This is a genomic window from Bacillus sp. NMCC4 (assembly GCF_002998555.1).
Classification (GTDB): Bacteria; Bacillota; Bacilli; order Bacillales; family Bacillaceae; genus Bacillus.
Map to the genome: position 1 here is coordinate 74,108 of NZ_PVRA01000002.1, position 21,584 is coordinate 95,691.

Below are 21,584 nucleotides of genomic sequence, written 5' to 3' on the forward strand. Positions count from 1 at the left end.
CAGTTGATACACAATTCAACTAAGAAATGCCATTTAATGACGGAATTTGGACAGGCATGCAAATCTTTGTGCGTGAAAATAGAAGGAGCTCTTGTTAGAGTGGACAAGTATCTTACCGCCTATTTTGATTAAAGGAGGAATGAGGCGAATGATGAAAATTCATACAGCTCTTTTTGTCATCCTTATGCTGGTCGCAGCCATGAAGATGGACAACCTACAAGAGCAGCAAGGCACATTAAGTCACGAACTTTCACAAGCACCTGTTAAGCATGAGCTTTCATATATAGATCAAGATGATCACGATCAAGTCATCCCAGCATTTTCAGAGGAGAAGCGTCAGCCGAAAGTCAAAATGCTTAGTACGTCTACAGAAGAAAAGTCTTCAAAAACGAAGCAAAAGAAAAGAGTAAAATCAGAAACGACGAATGAGGAAAGCGCCAAACGCTATTCTAATGAAGAAATGGAGCTACTCTCACGATTGGTACACGCTGAAGCGAAAGGTGAATCTTACGCAGGTAAAAAAGCTGTGGCAAGCGTCGTCTTAAACAGGGTGGAGCATCGCTCGTTTCCTGACAGTGTCAAAGGTGTTATTTATCAGCGAAATGCTTTCCAGCCAGTATCGAATGGAAGTATTCATGATAAAGCAGATCAAGATTCTGTTAAAGCTGTGAAACAGGTAGTGAAAGAACATGACAGAACAACAAAGGCCATCTATTTTTATAATCCCAAAACGGCAACAGATAACTGGATTCGTTCCCGCAAAATTGTAGAACGTATCGGTCGTCACGTATTTGCCGTATAAAGAAAAGAAGCGATCAATCAGATCGCTCCAGCGTGTAGACAAACCCTCGCATTCGTTGTCAGGTCTGCGCTCCGGTGCTCACGAATGTCAAATTCGCTCCGCGCCAGTGCTCGTCCTTCCTAGACTTCAAAGGTTTTCTATCACGCTGAAAGGAAGACAAAGGGCTAAAATAAAGATCATTTTTAGCCCTTTGTCAATATTCTAAAGCGATCAATCAGATCGCTCTTTTTTTTGTCTTCAATTATCAAAATATTTTCAGGACTTGTCTCATAGAATGTGAAAAGAATTTGCTTTTAGACAAAGGGGAGGCTACATGAATCGATTTGTAAAAGGGGTCATTCTGCTATCTGTCGCAGCTTTCATTGCGGAGTGTATAGAGTTTTTAGTCAATATGATTTTAGCGAGAGAGCTTGGAGAACATGGAATGGGTCTATATATGAGTATCCTTCCAATCATCATGCTTGTCCTTGTGATCGCCAGCTTAGAGCTGCCAGTCTCCATTTCTAAATTCATTGCAGAATCGCATGAGCGGCTCCACAAAAGTATGCTCCGCCATGCGTTTAAAATGACGCTTGTGGTGACATGTACAACAACGGGGATCGCAGCGATTGTACTGCCGTTCATTCCTGTATTTCAGTCATATCATCCGCTCATGAAAGGGCTGGTGCTGTCTCTTATTCCGATTATTGCGTTTACCTCTATCGCACGCGGCTATTTTATGGGAAAGCAGCAAATGGGCAGGATCGCTCTCGCCAATATGCTGAAGAAAACGATCCAGCTTATCTGCTTGTTTTTGTTTTTTCATTGGTATTCGTTTGATATTGAAACAGCGGTACTCATTGCCATCGGTGTCATTGTCGCGAGTGATCTCGTCGTCTTTATTTATTTATACTCCCAATACGTCATGGCGAAAAATGCTGTCAATGTCAGGTCTGTTGAATTAAGAGGGATTGACGTGAGAAAGCGCCTCTTAGCCGTCTCCATTCCGACAACGGGCATGCGGATTTTTCATGCGATCGCCAATGCGGTTGAACCGTTTTTAATCAAAGGAGCGCTTATTGCAGCAGGCATCTCTGGCACACTTGCTGTTGATCATTACGGCATGCTGGCTGGTGTTGCGATGTCGATTGGTTTTTTCCCAGCGTTTATCGCCCATTCCATCATGATTGTGATGATTCCCAATGTATCTGAAGCCTATGCATTAGGTCAGTATGATCTTGTGAAAAAACGTGTCAGGCAGGCAATACTCATTACGTTTGGGTACGGGGTGCCGGCAGTGATGGTGATGTATTATTTTGCTTATCCGCTCACACATCTCTTTTTTGATTCACCGCAAGCTGCTGTCTATTTACAGCTGCTTTGGCCGTACTTTTTATGCCATCTGTTTGTGATGCCATTTCAAGCGTGTTTAATCGGTATGGGGCTCATTAAAGATGTGTTCCTACATAATATATGGGTGCATGTCGTCTCGTTTTCTATGGTCTATTTTCTTGGTTCAATTGAAAGCTTAAATATGATGGGGGTTATATTAGGGATGAATACGGGGATGCTGCTGCTGACTGCACTGCATTATGCGACAATATGTAAGGAGCTCGGCGTTTCCATGTTTCTTAGAATGAAAAAAGCTTGAATGTCATTGTGATCGAGAGGGCAAGCTATAAGAAAACTGGGAAGGAAGATCCTGATGAATCGTAAATGTCTACCCGCCAGGCTTCTCATGATGACCCTGCTTCTATTACTCATAGGCAACGATGCTGAAGCAAAAGAATCCGTTATGGCGCCAAGGATAGAGGCTTCTACATTAACTGGTGATACGCAGATGATTCCGCCGAAAGGAAAAAAGACCATCCTGCATTTTTGGACAACATGGTGCCCGTCCTGTAAAATGGAGCTGCCCTTATTTGACCAAATCGTGAAAGAAAATCAGAGTGATGTTGATATCTTAACCGTGAATTTACTAGGGGCTGAACAAAGTAAACATGCGGTTGCCCAATTTGTGAAAGACAGAAAGTTTACATTCCCGGTCATTCTAGATGAGCACGGAGAAATGATGAAGAAATACCAAATCATCACCATTCCAACCACCTTTTTGATAAATGAAAAAGGGGAAATAGTGAAAAATCATGTAGGTCCACTGACGAAAAAACAAATCAAAGAGTGGACGGATTTTTAGAACGAAACCTTATTGTTAAGAACCAAGGCTCATTCCTTTGGTTCTTTTTTGTGTTCAATTGCTTTTCATCTGAATAAACTGTGCTCAGAAGAGACGGAATGGTCCACATCAATAATGATAATTATTATCAAAAAGAAATTATAATAATTATTAATTGAAAATTGATCAGAACCTGTTATAATGAATGACAGACCTATAAAAAGCTTGAAATAGCAGAAAATATAGATGAAAAAAGAAACGGGCAACGATTGATGATGTGAAAACCATTATCAATTAGAGAGGAGAAAACAATCATGAATGAGAATACAGCACTTTATCAAACAACAAATCAAAAGGAAAAATGGTCCCTTCATCAATGGGCACAGCACGGAGAATTAATAGCAGCAGGTATCTCGGGGATTCTCATTTTGATTGGATGGATTCTAAAGGATGAGAGCATGTGGAGTATTCCTTTATTTATCCTTGCGTTTATGATTGGAGGTTTTGCAAAGGCGAAGGAAGGAATTGAAGAAACCATTTCGTCTAAAAGCTTGAATGTTGAACTTTTAATGATTTTCGCAGCCATAGGCTCAGCTATCATTGGATATTGGGCAGAGGGCGCTATCTTAATTTTTATTTTCTCACTAAGTGGTGCGCTTGAAACGTATACGTCAAATAAAAGCAAGAAGGATTTAACAGCTTTAATGAGCATCGCACCAGATGAAGCGACTTTAATTGAAGAAGATGGCACGACCATTCAAATCGCTGCTTCATCTTTAACACCAGGTGACCGTATCATGATCAAAGCTGGGGAACGTATTGCAGCAGATGGTGTGATTTTAAGCGGGAGAACAAGTGTAGATGAATCTGCGCTCACGGGCGAGTCTGTACCACAAGAAAAAGGGCAGGGCGAAGACGTGTTTGCAGGAACAGTGAACTTAAATGGTTCCTTAACAGTAGAAGTCACCAAACATAATGAAGAAACGCTTTTCCATAAAATTATTAAACTTGTCGAATCGGCTCAGGAAAGTGTGTCACCAAGCCAGGCATTTATTGAAAAATTCGAAGGTGCGTATGTAAAAGGTGTACTGATCACCGTCGCGATTTTAATGGTTCTGCCTCATTTTGTACTAGGCTGGAGCATGAGTGAAACCTTCTACCGGGCCATGGTATTTATGGTTGTTGCATCACCTTGTGCGCTTGTTGCATCCATTATGCCAGCTGCTTTGTCACTAATATCAAACGGCGCAAGAAACGGAATGCTTGTCAAAGGAAGCGTCTTTTTAGAAAAGCTAGGCACAAGCAGCATGATTGCTTTTGATAAAACGGGGACGATTACAAGCGGAAAGCCGGCTGTAGATCAAGTTGTGATAGCTAAAGGACAAGAGGAAGCTGCTTTTTATCAGGCGCTTTATCAAATTGAAAGTCAATCAAACCACCCGTTAGCGAAAGCGATCTCTGATATGGCAAAAGAGCACCACATAGAAAGATCAGCTCATGTCACCATTGAAGAAACCTCTGGTTTTGGTGTAAAGGCACAATTGAATGGAGAAACGTGGCGGATTGGGAAGAAAGACTTTGCCGGCAAGGCTTCAATGGACCGCGAGATCGAAGAGAAGGAAGATTATCTTTCTGAAAAAGGATACACAGTGGTGTATGTTCAAAAGGATCAAGAAGTCGTTGGCTGCCTTGGCCTTAAGGATCAAATTAGACCTGAAGCTAAAAAAATGATTCAAGAGCTGAATGATTTAGGCATACAAACCGTCATGCTGACAGGAGATCAGCAAAAAACGGCTGAAGCCATTGCGCAGGAAGCCGGCATCCAAACGGTTGTCGCTGAGTGCCTTCCAGATGAAAAGGTACATGAGGTCAATCAACTTAAAAAACAAGCTAATTCCATCATCATGGTAGGAGACGGAATCAATGATGCACCGGCACTCGCCACAGCAGATGTGGGGGTTGCGATGGGCGGAGGCACAGACGTGGCCTTAGAAACAGCAGATCTGATCTTAATGAAGAACAATTTAAATAACTTAACAAAGATGATCCGTCTTTCAAGAAAGATGAATCGAATCATTAAGCAAAATATTATTTTCTCATTAACGGTGATTTGTTTGTTAATTTGTGCGAATTTCTTACAAGTGCTTGATTTGCCTTTTGGCGTCATCGGGCATGAAGGAAGTACGATTTTGGTCATTTTAAATGGACTGCGTCTTCTTCGGGCATCTTAAGCGAATCATCATAGCGCACTTGGCTTCTGCCAGTGCGCTTTTGTGCGAAATATAGCAAAAACTGATACAATAGATCAGTAGAAAAACGTGTGAGGAGGATCACGATGAACCGAATGAAGAGCTTGTCTTCTTGGCTAAAGGAAAAAGACATTCAAGGTGCATTTATACATACAAAGGAAAATGTGTTTTATCTATCTGGATACTTCACAGAGCCGCATGAAAGAGTAATGGGGCTGTTTGTGTTTCAAGAGGCAGATCCATTTTTTGTTTTGCCTAAAATGGAAGTCGATCAGGCGAAAAATGCTGGATGGTCAGGCGATATCATTGGTTATGAAGACCATGAGAATCCATTTGATTTCATTCAGTCAGCAGTAGAAAAACGCGGTGTAAGAGCGACTCGACTTGCAATTGAAAAAGAGTCGATTCCGCTTCAAAGAGCAGAGCAGCTTCAAGCTGCCACTGGGGCACAAACTTTTGTCCGGGCAGAAGAAGAGCTCAATCAGCTAAGACTGATTAAAGATGAATCTGAAATTGCTACACTGAAAAAAGCCGCTCAATTGGCAGATGAAGGTGTAAAAATCGGGGTGGACGCCTTAAAAGAAGGAATCACCGAAACAGAAGTGCTCGCTGTCATTGAATATGAGCTAAAGAAAAAAGGCATTCAAGGCATGTCCTTTTCGACGATGGTTCTCTTTGGCGAAAAATCAGGAGAGCCTCACGGAAATCCAGGGCAGGCAGCCTTAAAAAAAGGCGACTTTGTGTTATTTGACCTTGGTGTCATTGTTGATGGATATTGCTCAGACATTACTAGAACATTCATCTATCAGGAAGCTTCTGACAAGCAAAAGGACATCTATCAAACCGTCCTGAACGCAGAAATGGCGGCACTTGAAATGAGTAAGCCGGGCGTGAGAATTGGAGACCTGGACTTAAAAGCACGCGGGCTGATCACAGAAGCTGGATATGGGGACTATTTCCCTCACCGCCTTGGGCATGGTCTAGGGGTGTCTGTTCATGAGTTTCCTTCTATGAGCCAGGCAAATGATGATCTTCTCCAAGAAGGCATGGTGTATACGATCGAACCGGGGATCTACGTCCCAGGAGTCGGCGGCGTCAGAATTGAAGATGATGTACTGATCACAGCAGATGGTCCAGTCACTTTAACCAATTATCCGAAAGAGCTGACGATCATCAAGTAATAAAAAAATCACGATGAACGTCCATGTCTTGGAAGTGTCATCGTGATTTTTTGTCACTCTTTTCGATCCTTATCAACAAAAAAATCATCAATTGATTCAAACGGTTTGATTTTATGTTCTTTTCCTAAAGGATGTAGTGCAAAACGAGCAGAAAACAAAACAGTCATACATAATATAATCCATATGATGATACCCATCTTGAATTCCCCTTTCCATCCAGTGATTTGTTCAGCTCACATACATCTTAAAGTATGAAACGCTTACCATATCAAGAGAAAGTAGGAGAAAAAATGCCAAACATAAGGGAGATTGCGAAAAGAGCGGGCGTATCTGTGACAACTGTATCACGTGTGTTGAATGATCATCCTTATGTCAAAGAAGAAAAACGAGAACGAGTGCTACATGCGATGAAAGAGCTCAAATATACGAGAAACATTCAGGCTGTACATTTAGCAAAGGGCTATTCAAATATGCTTGGCATCGTTCTTCCAACGATTGATCATTCTTATTTCAGCAGACTTGTCACAGGGATTGCCGAGAAAGCACAGGCGCGCGGTATGCATTTTGCTTTATTTCAAACTGGGTATGATCCTTTAAAAGAAAAAGAAGCATTGATGAGTTTAAAAGAGCGCCGCGTGGATGGGTTAATCTTTTGCTCAAATGCGTTAAGTGATCGAGACATTTTAAGGTGGCAGGAATCCGGGCCTATTATTTTTTGCCATCCGGCGCCTTTTGAAGACTGCTCAACGGTGTCGATTGCACATGATCAAGCATTTAAAGAAGGGCTGCATCATTTAGCAGCATGCGGACATCAGCGAATCGCGATTGTTCTAGCCAGAATAGAAGGCGCAAACAGCCAGTCACGACTTCAAGCTTATCAAGATATGATGAAATCGCTCGGGCAGGAGATTGATGAAGAATGGATCATCGAAGGGAAGCTCACACTTTTTGATGGAAAACAATTATTCACAGAGTGGCAGGAGATGAAGAATCGCCCCACAGCATTATTCATCACAAATGACGACGTATCAGCAGGCTTTTTATTAGAGGCGCAGCGTCATGATATAAAAGTAGGAGAATCTCCAGCCATACTCGGTTTTCAAAATGATCAATTGAGTGAGGCTTTGGGGATTTCCAGCATTGATATTCCGCTTAAACGAATGGGTCAGGAAGCGTTTGACTTGTTCGACCGGGCCGTAAAGGGAGAGGCACCAGAAAAAAGAATGCTGCCATTTCGCCTGATCGAGCGATCAACCACCGTTTTCAAAAACAATCGTTGACGCACGTTTCATCTGTTTTGTACGATAAGAGGGATTGAATAAGAAGGAGGTGGGGATGTTCATGGAATCCTTCACCGTTGATAAAGCCTTAAATAATAATGTCATCATCGCAAGACACCCTTCTTGGGGCGAAGTGGTTCTAATTGGGAAAGGAATCGGCTTCGGGAAAAAATCGGGTGATGTTCTCGATCAAGACACATTTGAAAAAATGTTTGTACTTAAAAATACAAAAGAACAAACAGAATATAAACAGCTGCTTCACCACATTGATGAGAACATGATCGAGCTTGCCAATGACGTCATTTATCATATACGAGAAAAAATGGGGCACCGTTTGAATGAGCATATTCATATTGCCCTGACTGACCATATTGCCTTTAGTTTTAAGCGGGTGCAGCAAGGATATGATATCACCAATCCCTTTATGCTTGAGACTAAATCGCTGTATCCGAAAGAATACGAGGTCGCAAAGGAAGTCGTTGAGCTGATTAACGAGCGTTCAGATGTCGAAACAAAGCTGCCAGAAGGCGAGATTGGTTTTATTGCGCTCCATATTCACTCAGCTTTGACGAATCGGCCCTTATCTGAGGTGAACCGTCATTCGCAGCTTATTACGCAGATGGTCCAAGTCATAGAAGATTCATTTCATATGAAAGTAGACCGTGAAAGTATTCATTATTTACGCTTATTGCGCCATATTACATTTTCGATTGAGCGCATTAAACGGGAAGAATCATTAGAGGAGCCAGAAAAATTGCTTCATCTATTGAAAAATGAATATCCTTTATGCTACAATACTGCTTGGAAAATGATCAAAATATTACAACATGCATTGAAAAAGCCTGTACAGGATGCGGAGGCTGTCTACCTGACACTTCATCTGTACAGATTGACAAATAAAATTTCATAGTTTCCTTGAAACGTGTAACTGATTCGATCAGGCATGAGTGACTTAAGGTAAATACAGGATAAGATCCTGTTATTTGCGCAACCTTATATCACCATGCCTTTTTTTGTGTTTGAAGGTGAAATGTAAACGGTTAATTATGAAATGTACGTCAGGGAGCGTCCCACATGTATGTTGTAAGCGAAAACAAAAGGAGGTTCAACCAGTGTTTAAATCACTTTTTGGTGTGTTGCAAAAAATTGGACGAGCACTTATGCTTCCAGTTGCGATCCTTCCTGCTGCTGGTATTTTACTAGCACTTGGGAATGCGATGCAAAATCCGCAGCTGATTGATGTAGCTCAATTTTTAAGCAATGATACAATTCAGCTTGTTGCAAGTGTCATGGAAAATGCGGGGAACATTGTCTTCTCGAATCTTCCGCTCTTATTTGCTGTAGGGGTTGCCATCGGTCTTGCTAATGGAGACGGTGTGGCAGGGATTGCCGCAATTATCGGTTATCTTGTCATGAACGTGACAATGAGTGCCGTATTAATGGCCAATGGATCGATTCCATCCGATTCCATCAAATTGGCTAAGTTCTTTAAGGAAAGCCATCCAGCGTATATTAATATGCTCGGCATTCCGACCTTGTCTACCGGCGTCTTCGGCGGGATTATTGTCGGGGTATTAGCAGCTTATATGTATAATAAATTTTACAAAATTGAGCTCCCGCAATATCTCGGCTTCTTTGCTGGTAAACGTTTTGTTCCAATCGTTACATCTATTTCAGCACTTATTTTAGGGCTTTTGATGCTAGTCATTTGGCCGCCAATTCAAGGTGCACTGAACTCGTTTTCAACAGGACTGCTCGCAGCGAATGAGCCGCTTGCTGCCTTTGTATTCGGTGTGATTGAACGCTCATTAATTCCGTTTGGTCTGCACCACATTTTCTACTCGCCATTCTGGTATGAGTTCTTTAGTTATAAGAGCTTATCAGGTGAGCTTGTCCGTGGTGATCAGCGTATCTTCATGGCGCAGATCAAAGATGGTGTTCAGCTGACAGCTGGTACATTCATGACAGGGAAATATCCGTTCATGATGTTTGGTCTGCCAGCAGCAGCACTTGCGATTTACCATGAAGCAAAACCAAAGAATAAAAAGCTTGTCGCTGGAATTATGGGATCAGCAGCCCTGACTTCTTTCCTAACAGGGATTACTGAACCGCTTGAATTCTCATTCTTGTTTGTTGCACCAGTGTTATTTGCAATCCACTGTGTATTTGCTGGATTATCCTTTATGATTATGGATATTCTAAACGTGAAAATCGGTATGACCTTCTCAGGGGGATTAATCGACTTCTTCTTATTCGGTATCTTGCCAAACAGAACCGCTTGGTGGCTTGTGATTCCAGTTGGTCTCGTACTTGCTGCTATTTATTACTTCGGATTTAGATTCGCCATTCGCAAATTTAATCTGAAAACGCCAGGCCGCGAGGATGAAGCAGCTGACGGTGCAGATAGTGCTAAGTCTGAAAAGGGTAATGACTTACCTTATGAAATTCTTGAAGCAATGGGTGACCAAGAAAACATTAAACACCTTGATGCTTGTATTACGCGTTTACGTGTCACTGTCAATGATCAGAAGAAAGTGGACAAGGACCGCTTGAAAAAGCTTGGTGCTTCAGGAGTTCTCGAAGTAGGAAACAACATCCAGGCCATCTTTGGACCACGCTCTGATAATTTAAAAACACAAATGCAGGACATCATTGCAGGCCGCACGCCTCGTCCAGCGAAAGACCCTTCTGCAAAAGAAGAAGTCAGCCAGCAGGTCGAAGAAGTCATTGCAAAACCGCTTCAAAACGAGCTAGGTGAAGAAATTTTTGCTTCACCAATTACAGGGGAGCTTCATCCGATTACAGATGTACCAGATCAAGTATTTTCAGGGAAAATGATGGGTGACGGTTTCGCCATCTTGCCAACAGATGGAACGGTGGTTTCACCGGTGAAAGGGAAGATCTTAAATGTATTCCCAACGAAACACGCAATTGGCCTGCAATCTGACGGTGGACTTGAAATTTTAATCCACTTCGGTATTGATACGGTCAGCCTTAAAGGAGAAGGATTTGAAGCATTTGTACAAGAGGGAGATCAAGTAGAAATCGGTCAAAAACTCTTAGAGGTTGATATTGATAAAATTAAGTCTGAAGTACCATCTTTGATGACACCAATTGTATTTACCAACTTAGGTGAAGGACAATTTATTGACCTTCAAGAATCCGGTGAAATCAAAGCTGGTCAAGAAAACATCATGAAAATTTCAAAATAATTTTCATAACTGCCGTTCTTGTTAGATGACAAGCTCGGCAGTATGATATAATATTGTGGATGTATTAATTGTATAAAAAGGAGATTGATAAAAATGGCTCAACAAACATTCAAAGTAACTGCAGATTCTGGAATTCACGCACGTCCTGCAACAGTTCTTGTACAAACTGCTAGTAAATATGATGCTGATATCAACTTAGAATATAATGGTAAAACAGTGAACCTAAAATCTATTATGGGTGTAATGTCTCTAGGAATTGCGAAAGGTGCTACAATCACAATCTCTGCTTCTGGTTCTGATGAAAATGATGCACTTGCTGCGCTTAAAGACACAATGAAAAGTGAAGGCCTAGGCGAGTAATGCAACAACTGAAAGGAATCGGTGCTTCAGCAGGCGTTGCGATTGCAAAAGCATATCGTCTGGAAGAACCAGATTTAACAGTTCACCAAAAAGACATCAATGATCCAGAGACAGAAGTGAAGCGTTTTGAAGAAGCAATTCATGTTTCTAAACAAGAACTTGAAGCAATTAAAGAACATGCGCTAAAAGAGCTTGGCCAAGACAAAGCAGATATCTTTTCTGCACACCTTCTTGTGTTAAGTGATCCAGAGCTGCTAAACCCAGTAAAGGATAAAATCCACTCTGATAAAGTAAATGCTGAATTTGCTTTAAAAGAAACAGCGACAATGTTTGTCACCATGTTCGAAGCAATGGACAATGAATACATGAAGGAACGTGCAGCGGATATTCGCGACGTAACAAAACGTGTAACTGGACATTTGCTAGGCGTTGACATTCCAAATCCAAGCATGATTTCTGAAGAAGTCATCATCATCGCTGAAGATTTAACACCTTCTGATACTGCTCAGCTGAACAGACAATTCGTCAAAGGTTTTGCGACAGATATCGGCGGTCGTACTTCTCACTCAGCGATCATGGCAAGATCTATGGAGATTCCAGCAGTTGTTGGAACAAAAGAAGCAACAAAAACGGTGAAAAACAATGATCTGATCATTGTCGATGGTATTAGCGGAGACGTCATCATTCAGCCTTCTGAAGATGAAGTGAAAGCGTATCAAAAAAAGCATGAAGACTACTTAGCTAAAAAAGCGGAATGGGCGAAACTGGTGGACCAGCCAACGGTCACAAAAGACGGCGTTCACGTAGAGCTAGCTGCAAATATCGGAACACCTGAAGATGTAAAAGGTGTACTTGAAAATGGCGGCGAAGCAGTCGGATTGTACCGTACAGAATTTTTATACATGGGCAGAGATCAGCTTCCAACAGAAGAAGAACAGTTCAATGCTTATAAAACAGTGTTAGAGAAGATGGAAGGTAAAGCGGTTGTTGTCCGCACACTTGATATTGGTGGCGATAAAGAACTCCCTTACTTGCAGCTTCCAAAAGAAATGAACCCGTTCCTTGGCTTTAGAGCGATCCGCCTTTGCCTCGAAGAACAGGAGATTTTCAGAACACAGCTACGCGCCTTACTTCGTGCAAGTACATATGGAAACTTGAAAATCATGTTCCCTATGATCGCGACATTATCAGAATTTAGAGAAGCAAAAGCCATTTTACTTGAAGAAAAAGAAGCATTGGTTGCCGCTGGTACAGACGTATCCGATTCCATTGAAATCGGTATAATGGTAGAAATTCCATCAACCGCTGTCATCGCAGACCAATTCGCAAAAGAAGTTGATTTCTTCAGTATTGGAACAAATGATTTGATTCAATACACAATGGCTGCTGATCGAATGAACGAACGAGTGTCTTATCTTTACCAGCCTTACAATCCAGCGATTTTACGTTTGATTACGCTTGTTATTGAAGCAGCGCATAAAGAAGGTAAATGGGTTGGCATGTGCGGTGAGATGGCAGGAGATGAAATCGCAATCCCACTTCTACTTGGATTAGGATTAGATGAATTCTCAATGAGTGCAACATCTATTCTTCCAGCAAGAACACAGCTAAGCAAGCTTTCTAAGGAAGAAGCTGCATCATTTAAAGAGCATATTTTATCACTTAGCACAACAGAAGAAGTGGTTGATTTCGTGAAGAAAACGTTTCAACATCACTAAGTGAATTCAAACCAGACAGTAACCCTGTCTGGTTTTTTTGTCGAATTTTATCATATTGGGTCATATCCGGCAGAGAGAAGGGCATCCTATAAGAAAAATGGAGGTGACCAGATTGCCTTTCTCAGACTATAAACCGGGTGATCAAGTATATGTGATTTATCGAAATCCACATGCAGCAAACGTAGCACAAATCAAAGAAGCAGAAATTGTATCACATCCATATAACGAAGAGGAGCTTGCCCTATTTTTACTTGAAACGTATCATCCTTTAGCTCCAGATGATGCGGTCTTTCCGACATATGAAGAAGCAGAAGCTCTTTATCAAGATTTGTTTGAATAAGGGAGATTTTAGAAAGGATAAAAGCCATCCTGCGCGGTTAAAGTAACCGTATGAAAACCTATAAGGTAAGGATGTGCTAAATATGATCAAACCTTTTGTGCCCCAGCTTGTTTACATTGAACCAAGGGCGTTAGAGTACCCGTTAGGACGAGAGCTGAAGGAAAAGTTCGAGGGTATGGGTATTGAAATAAGAGAAACGACTTCACATAACCAAGTAAGAAATATTCCGGGTAAAAATGACTTGCAAAAGTATCGTAATGCGAAATCAACGCTTGTCATTGGTGTGAGGAAAACGTTGAAGTTTGATACGTCTAAACCATCTGCAGAGTATGCGATCCCATTTGCGACAGGATGTATGGGGCATTGCCATTATTGCTATCTGCAAACGACAATGGGAAGTAAGCCGTACATTCGAACATATGTGAATGTTGAAGAAATATTAGATCAGGCGGAGCAGTACATGAACGAGCGTGCGCCTGAAATCACGAGATTTGAAGCTTCTTGTACTTCAGATATTGTAGGAATTGACCATTTGACACATACACTAAAGGCAGCGATTGAATACTTCGGCCAGACTGATCTTGGTAAGCTTCGCTTTGTCACCAAATTTCATCATGTCGATCATTTACTTGATGCAAAGCATAATGGCCGAACAAGATTCCGCTTTAGTATCAATGCGGATTATGTCATTAAATATTTCGAACCCGGAACATCACCGTTAGATCAGCGGATTGAAGCAGCTGTCAAGGTCGCAAAAGCAGGCTATCCTCTTGGCTTTATTATTGCCCCAATTTACATTCACGAAGGCTGGCAGGAAGGATATAAAGTTCTTTTTGAAAAGCTCGATGCAGCCCTAACTGAAGATGTCAGGCACGATATCACCTTTGAAATGATTCAGCATCGTTTTACAAAACCAGCGAAGCGTGTGATCCAAAAAAACTATCCGAAATCAAAATTAGAATTGGATGAAGAAAAAAGAAGATACAAGTGGGGTAGATATGGAATTGGGAAATATATCTACCAAAAAGATGAGGAACAAGAACTAAGACAGACGTTAGAATCATATATCGATCAGTACTTTCCGTCTGCAAAAATTGAATATTTTACTTAAAGCAAGCCTTTATGGCTTGTTTTTTCTATTTAAATTTTCTTACAACTATTGAATGCGGTACCAATTTTGCCGATATACAAAATAAGATGCGAAAGTAGGATGTAGGGGTGATGAGATGTTTAAGAAACTTCAAGTGAGAATAGCTGTTTTCATCTCAGTTATTTTAATTTTAACCGTTGTGGCAGTTCAAGTGGGTTCCAACATGGTATTAACACCACTGATTGAACGGGATGCAAAAACCACCACAGCGGCAACAGCAGAAAGCATGAGAGATATTATTGCACAAAAGCTTGATAATTACGGGGGTACAATTAACAAACTGGCAACAAGTACACTGACTGAAGATTTTGCACAAAAGCAAACAAAACAAACATTAGCCTTTGAAAACGATGAACTAAAAGTCTTGCAGGAGCAGGATGAACTCATCTCACTTGCCTATATAGGAACAAGTGACGGTAAAATGTTTGCCTTCCCAGAGTCTGATTTTGGTGAAGGATATGATCCAACTAAGCGAGATTGGTTTATCAATTCGGCTGAAAAGCCTGATGAAGTCATCTGGACAGATCCGTATATTGATAAAGCAACGAATGAAATGGTTGTCTCAGCCACCAAGGCAATTGTGCGAAATGGAAAGGTTGTTGGAGTCGCAGGACTTGATTTGAAGCTGTCTTCCATTCAATCGTATATAAAGGAACAAAAGATTCCTTATATGGGAAACGCTTTTTTAGTTGATGGCAAAGGAACGATTTTGGCACATCCAACTGAGCAAGGAAAAAACATATCAAAAGTCGCTTCTGTAAAAAAAGCGATCGACAATTCCGGTCTTGATGATAACAAAGAACTGACGGTCATATCTAAAATCAAAGAGGCCGATTGGACAATAGGTGTCAGCTTTGAGAAAAAGAAACTGCTTTGGATCACAGAACAAATGAATCAGACAAGCATCATTATTTCAGTCATTGCCATTGTTCTTGCGATCATTCTCAGTTTCTTATTAGCAAGAAGCATCACAACGCCAATCAAGCGTCTGATCGAGCATGTGCGTAAGGTGTCTGAAGGTGATTTAACCAGCTCACTTGAAACGAAATCTCAAGATGAGATTGGTTTCCTCACGAAGAGCTTTAATCAAATGACCGAGGGGATCAGAGAGTTAATTGAAAAAGTAAAAGGGGCTTCAGACCAAGTAGTGACATCAACGGATGAAGTCACACAAATATCAAATGAAACCTTGCTGTCGAGCGAACAGATTGCAACGGCCATTCAAGAGGTGGCAACAGGGGCGTCTAAGCAGGCATCAGATGCAGAAACGATTAATGAGAAATCAGAGCATTTGTATGAGAAAGTGCGCCATATGGGTGAGCTTGCCTCACAAATGCAAACCAACTCAAAATCATCTGAAGATGCAAGCTATAAAGGGCTTGATGCACTTGGTGTGCTCGTCCAAAAATCAACACAAGCGAGCGAAGAATCGAAAAAGGTAGAGCAAATGCTGCTTGACCTTGAACATAAAACGAAAAATATTGAAAACGTTGTGACCGCCATCTCTGAAATCTCTGATCAAACGAATTTACTTGCACTGAATGCAAGCATTGAAGCAGCGAGAGCCGGAGAAAGCGGACGAGGATTTGCTGTTGTTGCAGAAGAAGTCAGAAAGCTTGCTGAACAATCTGCGCAATCAACCAAACACATTAGTGAAACCGTCAAACTCATTCAAGATGAATCGAAGAAGGCGGCTGAAGCGATGACAGCAGCAAGTAAGATGAATGAGGAACAAGGTGAAGCCATTAATGCAACAGGCGAGGCACTGAGCAGTATCACAATGGAAATGCAGGCACTTGTCGGTTCAATCGACAGCATTCATACACAGATCAATGAAATGACAGAAGAACAGCAGAAGATGAGTGACTCCATTCAAAGCATTGCTGCGATCTCAGAAGAATCTGCGGCTTCAGCTGAGGAAGTGCATGCGTCTACAGATGAACAAGTCCAAGCTTTAGAAAGAACGAAAACTTCGACTGAAATGCTGAACGAATCAAGCCAGGCATTACGTCAGGCGGTTGATCGGTTTAAGCTGTAATCAAGCGGAAAGGAACCTTGCGGCGTGAGCAAGGTTCTTTTTGTGTGATAAAATAAAGCTAGAGGAGGTGTTGACATGGATGTCAATCTATCTGGAAAAAAAGCCTTGGTCGCTGCAAGCAGTCAAGGTATTGGAAAAGCCATTGCCTTTGCTCTAGCAAAAGAGGGAGCAGATGTGATGCTTTCAGGAAGGCATGAGCACACGCTGAAAGAAACAGTCAAAGAATTATCTCCGCTTGTAAAAGGAAAGCTGACTTATCAAGTATGTGATGTGTCTGACGCGCAGCAAATCAAGGCGCTCGTTCAAGCGGCAGCTGGTGATGAGAAGTGTCTAGACATTCTTGTGAACAATACAGGCGGGCCTAAAACAGGGACGCTTGAAACCTTAACAGATGAGGACTGGTTGGAATCATTTCAGCTTCATTTACTCAGCTATATTCGATTATTAAAAGAGGCATTGCCTTATTTGAAAAAACACGGCGCACGCGTATTAAACATTGCGTCCATGTCAGTAAAAGAACCGATCCCAGGCTTGATGCTGTAAAATACTTTTAGACCAGCTATTGCCGGCTGGACAAAAACAGCCGCTCAGGAGCTTGCAAAGGATGGAATTTTGATTAATACGTTAGCCCCAGGGAAAATTGAAACAGACCGCGTTAAACAGCTCGACAAGCACCGCGCGCAGGCAGAGCACCAAACGGTTGAAGAAATCAAAGCACAGGCTGAACGCACAATTCCGCTTGGCCGTTATGGACAGCCAGAGGAATTTGCAACATATGCAGTTTTTCTTTTATCTGAAGCAAGTACATATATGACTGGTCAAACACTCATCATTGATGGTGGATTGACAAAGTCTCTTTAAGGAGGAACATGGGGTGACAATCAAAACAGTTGGTTTTATTGGAATTGGTGTAATGGGACGCAGTATGGCAGAACATTTAATGGATGCTGGTTATGAAGTTCTCGTTTATACAAGAACAAAAGCGAAAGCAGATGCGCTCATTCAAAAAGGCGCATCATGGAAGCCGGCAGTGAAGGAAATTGCAGAACATGCAGATGCTGTCATCACAATGGTAGGATATCCATCAGATGTAGAAGAAATCTATTTAGGTGAAGAGGGGCTTGTGGCACATGCTACGCCTGGTACTTATCTGATAGATATGACGACATCGAAGCCTCAGCTGGCAAAAGAAATTGAAGTGAAAGCGAAAGAAAAAGGATTGTTTGCGTTAGATGCACCAGTTTCTGGCGGAGACGTAGGCGCAAAAAATGGAACGCTTGCGATCATGATTGGCGGAGAAAAATCAGCCTATGAAGCGTGTCTGCCCTTATTTGAGAAAATGGGCGAAAACATTCAATATCAAGGACCTGCAGGAAGCGGCCAGCATACCAAAATGTGTAACCAAATTGCGATTGCAGCAGGTATGGTAGGTGTCGCAGAGGCTATGGCCTATGCCGAAAAATCAGGACTTGATCCAGAGCACGTGCTCAAAAGCATCACAACGGGCGCAGCAGGAAGCTGGTCCTTGTCAAACCTTGCACCAAGAATGCTGAAAGGTGATTTTGAGCCAGGGTTCTATGTGAAGCATTTTATTAAAGATATGGGCATTGCACTTGAAGAAGCAGAACTAATGGGAGAAGAAATGCCAGGACTCTCACTTGCAAAGTCACTATATGAAAAGCTGAGTGAGCAGGGCGAAGAAAACAGCGGGACACAGAGTATATATAAATTATGGGTGAAATAAAAAGCCTGTCCCACTTAGGGACAGGCTTTTTTGATCTTATTTTCCGATGAATTGCTGCGTCCAGTAGTTACCAGATTTCACATAACCAACACCGATATGTGTATAGCTTTTATTTAAGATATTTGCTCTGTGACCTTCACTGTTCATCCAAGCAGTCACCACTTCTTGAGGAGATCTTTGACCTTGGGCAATGTTTTCACCTGCTGTTTTGTAAGTGATACCGAATTTCTTCATTTGATCAAATGGAGATCCGTAAGTTGGGCTTGTATGAGAGAAATAGTTTTTATCTTTCATATCTTGAGATTTTGCGCGAGCAGATTTGCTTAGTTTTGAATCAACAGAAAGTGCTTTTAATCCTTGCTTTGCACGCTCTTTGTTTGTAAGCTCAACGACTTCTTTTTCAAATGCATTCAAGCTGCTGTCTGCTTTTGCTGTCGTTGTGTCTTTTTGATCAGCTTTTGTATTGTTATTGTTGTTTGTATTTTGTTTTGCTGGCGCACTTGGTTTAGAAGCAGTAGTTTTTTTCACTGATTCTTGTTTTTGTTCATTTTTTGCTTTGTTTACTTCTTTCACCACTTTTGTGCCAGTAACAGGTTGACCGCTTTTGATCAGCTTGTTTAAAAGAGCTTCGATCTCTTTTTGATTCGACTTGCTTAGCTTGTTTACATCTGAAGAGATATGTAATTTTGCAGCTAATGTATGAAGATCAATGGTTTGATGCTGTACATGTATTACTTGTTTCAGGTTAAGCTCCTTCGCATCAGCTGAATGTCCCCCAGTGAACGTGATGAGTGCAGCAGCCGTTAGCGCTGAAAAAAAGAATGATTTCTTCTTCATATTGTAACTCCTCCTAAAATCTTTGTTTTGTTTTCTCACAGAAAATCATAACATGGACTTTTTGTTATAAACGTACCAGCATCCTCCATTGACAATGCCTGTTTGTCATTTTTGTTAAAGTCACAAAAAAACCCGCCTCATATCAAAGGATAGGGAATTCTTCCATTTAATGAAAACGACATAAACATACCAATATTTTAAAGTGTTAGTATATTTTTTTGCATAATAGGGATTGACAGCTTTTTTTCACTTGTTTCGCTGTAACAACTATTACAAAAGTGTTACAATAATGAGTGGTAATTGTAAAAGATTGAAAGGATGAGAGGAGCTACATAAGTGGGAGAGAAACAGCATCAAGGTGGTGCCGAGCAGAAAAAAATCAAGCGCCGGAACGCCTGGAGGATTAATCTCTTTTTCTTCGCTGTCTTTAGTTTATTTGCTGGACTTGTGATCAAGCTTGGTGTGCTGCAGATCGTCAATGGTGAGGATTATAAAAAGCAAGCAAACCGAACAGAGGTCAAAACAGCATCATACCCGTCTCCGAGAGGAAAAATGTATGACGCGAGAGGAAGAGTCGTCGTTGATAACGAAAGTGTACCTGCCATCGTTTATACATCAGAAAGCGGTGTGAAGGCGAAGGATAAGATTAAAGTAGCAAGAAAACTTGCAACTTATATAAAAATGGATACTGATTTTTTGAGAGAGCGTGACATTCGAGATTTTTGGCTGGCGAGCCATCCGACAGAAGCGGATAAGCTCATTTCAAAAGCAGAGCAAAAGAATCTTAAAGCAAAAGATGTCTATCCACTTCAAGTAGAGCGCGTGCCTAAGGAAGAGGTCAAGGCGATCGAAAAAAATGCAGAGGAAAAAGCAGTTGCAGCGATCTATCGTAGATTTACAGGTGGATATGCCTTTGAGCCTCAAATCGTGAAAGCAATGGACCCAAATGAAGAGAAAAAAGGGGACGAAAAAGTGGCTTTACTCGATGAAACAAAAGAGTCAAAGCAGACGTCATCCGTGAGTTTGACATATGAAGAGATTTCACTTGTGTCAGAGCATCTGGATGAACTGCCTGGTGTAAATGTCATCAATGATTGGACAAGAAAATACCCGTATGAAAAGACGCTTTATAATGTACTTGGCGGTGTGACCACACCAGAGCAAGGCATTATAAAAGAGCGTGAAGATTACTATATGGCAAGAGGCTACTCACGAAATGACCGGGTAGGGAAGAGCTATTTAGAGTATCAATACGAGGATTTTCTGAACCCAGAGAAAGCGACCGTTCAATATACTCAGGTTGGCGGGAAGCTGCTCGATGAAATCAAGCGGACAGAGGGACGAAGAGGACTTGATCTTGCACTGACATTTGATATGGAGCTGCAAAAGGAAGTCGACAAGATCGTCGAATCAGAGCTTAGATCCGCTAGTGCGAGAAACTATATGATGGACCGCGCATTTGTCGTGATGATGGACCCTAACACTGGGGATGTTCTCGCAATGTCTGGCAAGAAAATGGATGGCAGAGACGTCACAGATTATGCCATCGGAACATTTACGACCCAGTACGAAATGGGCTCTGTTGTCAAAGGAGCCACAGTACTTGGCGGTTATCAGGACGGGATGTCACACAACCAATCCTATATGGATACACCGCTTTATTTTGCAGGAAGTAATGGAAAGCCGAAACAGTCTTACAAAGTTCTTGGATGGGTCAATGACCTTCAGGCTCTCCAAAAAAGTTCCAACGTCTACATGTTCCAAGTAGCGATGAGAATGGCGGGCATCACCTATCAAAAGGATGGTCCGTTACCGGCAAGACCTGAGCACCTGCAAAAAATGAGAAACTATTATGCGCAATTCGGTCTTGGCGTAAAAACAGGGATCGACCTGCCGCAGGAATCAAGCGGGATGCAGACACATCCTAAGACGGTCGGCGGACTTTTGCTCGATGAAGCAATTGGCCAGTATGACACGTATACACCGCTTCAAGTTGCCCAGTACATGTCGACGATCGCCAATGGAGGAAATCGCGTTCAGCCAAGAGTGGTGAAAAGCGTTCACCTTCCAACGAAGAAGAATGAAGTAGGCCCAGTCGTGAAAAAATATGAGCCGAAAGTGCTGAACACGATTAACAATTCAAAAGCAGATATTGACCGCGTCAAAATGGGGCTGAAAATGGTCACATCAACAGGTGGAACTGCCGCTGGCCGTTTTGGTCAGCATGATGTCGCAGGAAAAACAGGGACGGCCCAAACCTTTTACTATGGTGCTAACCGCAGCTGGTGGGGAAATGCCACGTACAATTTAACCTTTGGGGGATATTATCCATCGTCCAATCCGAAGGTGGCTTTTAGTGTCGTGACACCTTATGTCTCAGATAAAGATTCCGTCATTAAAACCATCCCAAGTAAAATTATTGATAAGTACGTTGAATTACAAAAGAAATACGAAAAGCAGTAAACAGCAGAGAGCACAGCAAGAGAATGTGCTCTTTTTTGCTGAAAATATGGACGTTTCC

General features: G+C 41.7%; 17 protein-coding genes and 1 pseudogene. 16 read left to right on the top strand and 2 right to left on the bottom strand.

Annotated elements, in window-relative coordinates; all coding sequences use genetic code 11:
- Positions 1-148 precede the first annotated feature (148 nt).
- From C6Y02_RS04640 to C6Y02_RS04660, 5 genes are all read left to right on the top strand, one after another.
- Positions 149-802, top strand: coding sequence for a cell wall hydrolase (locus C6Y02_RS04640; protein WP_095285075.1), 654 nt, complete (start codon positions 149-151; stop codon positions 800-802).
- 313 nt (positions 803-1,115) lie between these two features.
- On the top strand, positions 1,116-2,432 hold the full coding sequence (locus C6Y02_RS04645) for a polysaccharide biosynthesis protein (RefSeq protein ID WP_034662848.1): 1,317 nt from the start codon (positions 1,116-1,118) through the stop codon (positions 2,430-2,432).
- 54 nt (positions 2,433-2,486) lie between these two features.
- Positions 2,487-2,975 carry an endospore biogenesis thiol-disulfide oxidoreductase StoA gene (stoA, locus tag C6Y02_RS04650; protein WP_106030765.1) on the top strand — a complete coding sequence of 163 codons (489 nt, stop codon included), beginning with the start codon at positions 2,487-2,489 and terminating at the stop codon, positions 2,973-2,975.
- Positions 2,976-3,268: 293 nt separating this feature from the next.
- Entirely contained in the window at positions 3,269-5,185 is a 1,917-nt protein-coding gene (locus tag C6Y02_RS04655; RefSeq protein ID WP_106030766.1) for a heavy metal translocating P-type ATPase, read from the top strand.
- Positions 5,186-5,289: 104 nt separating this feature from the next.
- On the top strand, positions 5,290-6,384 hold the full coding sequence (locus C6Y02_RS04660) for a M24 family metallopeptidase (RefSeq protein ID WP_106030767.1): 1,095 nt from the start codon (positions 5,290-5,292) through the stop codon (positions 6,382-6,384).
- 53 nt (positions 6,385-6,437) lie between these two features.
- Here the strand turns inward: C6Y02_RS04660 and C6Y02_RS19290 are convergent, their stop codons facing one another.
- Positions 6,438-6,581 (bottom strand): hypothetical protein, encoded by a 144-nt coding sequence (locus C6Y02_RS19290; RefSeq protein ID WP_162839370.1) that lies wholly within the window; start codon positions 6,579-6,581, stop codon positions 6,438-6,440.
- Between the two features lie 93 nt (positions 6,582-6,674).
- On the opposite strand from C6Y02_RS19290, the gene C6Y02_RS04665 reads away from it, so the two are divergent.
- The 10 genes and pseudogenes from C6Y02_RS04665 (at position 6,675) to C6Y02_RS04710 (ending at position 18,226) form a co-directional block, all read left to right on the top strand.
- On the top strand, positions 6,675-7,664 hold the full coding sequence (locus C6Y02_RS04665; protein ID WP_060596128.1) for a LacI family DNA-binding transcriptional regulator: 990 nt from the start codon (positions 6,675-6,677) through the stop codon (positions 7,662-7,664).
- 55 nt (positions 7,665-7,719) lie between these two features.
- Positions 7,720-8,574 carry a glucose PTS transporter transcription antiterminator GlcT gene (gene glcT, locus C6Y02_RS04670; protein WP_034662832.1) on the top strand — a complete coding sequence of 285 codons (855 nt, stop codon included), beginning with the start codon at positions 7,720-7,722 and terminating at the stop codon, positions 8,572-8,574.
- Positions 8,575-8,776: 202 nt separating this feature from the next.
- Positions 8,777-10,876, top strand: a complete 2,100-nt coding sequence (ptsG, locus tag C6Y02_RS04675; protein WP_060596129.1) for a glucose-specific PTS transporter subunit IIBC — start codon at positions 8,777-8,779, stop codon at positions 10,874-10,876.
- 93 nt (positions 10,877-10,969) lie between these two features.
- On the top strand, positions 10,970-11,236 hold the full coding sequence (locus C6Y02_RS04680) for a phosphocarrier protein HPr (RefSeq protein ID WP_003211078.1): 267 nt from the start codon (positions 10,970-10,972) through the stop codon (positions 11,234-11,236).
- Positions 11,236-12,954 carry a phosphoenolpyruvate--protein phosphotransferase gene (ptsP, locus tag C6Y02_RS04685; protein ID WP_106030768.1) on the top strand — a complete coding sequence of 573 codons (1,719 nt, stop codon included), beginning with the start codon at positions 11,236-11,238 and terminating at the stop codon, positions 12,952-12,954. Before C6Y02_RS04680 ends, ptsP begins: the two co-directional genes overlap by 1 nt.
- Before the next feature lie 97 nt (positions 12,955-13,051).
- Complete coding sequence (locus tag C6Y02_RS04690; protein ID WP_044331928.1) at positions 13,052-13,294, top strand: transcriptional regulator SplA domain-containing protein; 243 nt, start codon at positions 13,052-13,054, stop codon at positions 13,292-13,294.
- Between the two features lie 82 nt (positions 13,295-13,376).
- A complete protein-coding gene (gene splB, locus C6Y02_RS04695; protein WP_060596131.1) occupies positions 13,377-14,405 on the top strand; it encodes a spore photoproduct lyase in 1,029 nt (342 codons plus the stop codon).
- A gap of 115 nt (positions 14,406-14,520) precedes the next feature.
- On the top strand, positions 14,521-16,482 hold the full coding sequence (locus tag C6Y02_RS19780; protein ID WP_106030769.1) for a methyl-accepting chemotaxis protein: 1,962 nt from the start codon (positions 14,521-14,523) through the stop codon (positions 16,480-16,482).
- Between the two features lie 75 nt (positions 16,483-16,557).
- Positions 16,558-17,343: pseudogene (locus C6Y02_RS04705) on the top strand (SDR family oxidoreductase).
- 52 nt (positions 17,344-17,395) lie between these two features.
- Complete coding sequence (locus C6Y02_RS04710) at positions 17,396-18,226, top strand: NAD(P)-dependent oxidoreductase (RefSeq protein ID WP_248065056.1); 831 nt, start codon at positions 17,396-17,398, stop codon at positions 18,224-18,226.
- 36 nt (positions 18,227-18,262) lie between these two features.
- Here the strand turns inward: C6Y02_RS04710 and C6Y02_RS04715 are convergent, their stop codons facing one another.
- A complete protein-coding gene (locus C6Y02_RS04715) occupies positions 18,263-19,063 on the bottom strand; it encodes a CAP domain-containing protein (RefSeq protein WP_106030771.1) in 801 nt (266 codons plus the stop codon).
- Positions 19,064-19,399: 336 nt separating this feature from the next.
- Here C6Y02_RS04715 and C6Y02_RS04720 point away from each other — a divergent pair, with 336 nt between their 5' ends.
- Positions 19,400-21,526 (top strand): peptidoglycan D,D-transpeptidase FtsI family protein, encoded by a 2,127-nt coding sequence (locus C6Y02_RS04720; RefSeq protein WP_106030772.1) that lies wholly within the window; start codon positions 19,400-19,402, stop codon positions 21,524-21,526.
- Positions 21,527-21,584: the final 58 nt, after the last annotated feature.

What these genes read in the sequence shown, in the direction of transcription:
- C6Y02_RS04640 (WP_095285075.1), top strand. Translation starts at nt 149, where the DNA reads ATGATGAAAATTCATACAGCTCTTTTTGTCATCCTTATGCTGGTCGCA.
- C6Y02_RS04645 (WP_034662848.1), top strand. Translation starts at nt 1,116, where the DNA reads ATGAATCGATTTGTAAAAGGGGTCATTCTGCTATCTGTCGCAGCTTTC.
- stoA (WP_106030765.1), top strand. Translation starts at nt 2,487, where the DNA reads ATGAATCGTAAATGTCTACCCGCCAGGCTTCTCATGATGACCCTGCTT.
- C6Y02_RS04655 (WP_106030766.1), top strand. Translation starts at nt 3,269, where the DNA reads ATGAATGAGAATACAGCACTTTATCAAACAACAAATCAAAAGGAAAAA.
- C6Y02_RS04660 (WP_106030767.1), top strand. Translation starts at nt 5,290, where the DNA reads ATGAACCGAATGAAGAGCTTGTCTTCTTGGCTAAAGGAAAAAGACATT.
- C6Y02_RS19290 (WP_162839370.1), bottom strand. Translation starts at nt 6,581, where the DNA reads ATGGGTATCATCATATGGATTATATTATGTATGACTGTTTTGTTTTCT.
- C6Y02_RS04665 (WP_060596128.1), top strand. Translation starts at nt 6,675, where the DNA reads ATGCCAAACATAAGGGAGATTGCGAAAAGAGCGGGCGTATCTGTGACA.
- glcT (WP_034662832.1), top strand. Translation starts at nt 7,720, where the DNA reads ATGTTCATGGAATCCTTCACCGTTGATAAAGCCTTAAATAATAATGTC.
- C6Y02_RS04680 (WP_003211078.1), top strand. Translation starts at nt 10,970, where the DNA reads ATGGCTCAACAAACATTCAAAGTAACTGCAGATTCTGGAATTCACGCA.
- ptsP (WP_106030768.1), top strand. Translation starts at nt 11,236, where the DNA reads ATGCAACAACTGAAAGGAATCGGTGCTTCAGCAGGCGTTGCGATTGCA.
- C6Y02_RS04690 (WP_044331928.1), top strand. Translation starts at nt 13,052, where the DNA reads ATGGAGGTGACCAGATTGCCTTTCTCAGACTATAAACCGGGTGATCAA.
- splB (WP_060596131.1), top strand. Translation starts at nt 13,377, where the DNA reads ATGATCAAACCTTTTGTGCCCCAGCTTGTTTACATTGAACCAAGGGCG.
- C6Y02_RS19780 (WP_106030769.1), top strand. Translation starts at nt 14,521, where the DNA reads ATGTTTAAGAAACTTCAAGTGAGAATAGCTGTTTTCATCTCAGTTATT.
- C6Y02_RS04710 (WP_248065056.1), top strand. Translation starts at nt 17,396, where the DNA reads ATGGGACGCAGTATGGCAGAACATTTAATGGATGCTGGTTATGAAGTT.
- C6Y02_RS04715 (WP_106030771.1), bottom strand. Translation starts at nt 19,063, where the DNA reads ATGAAGAAGAAATCATTCTTTTTTTCAGCGCTAACGGCTGCTGCACTC.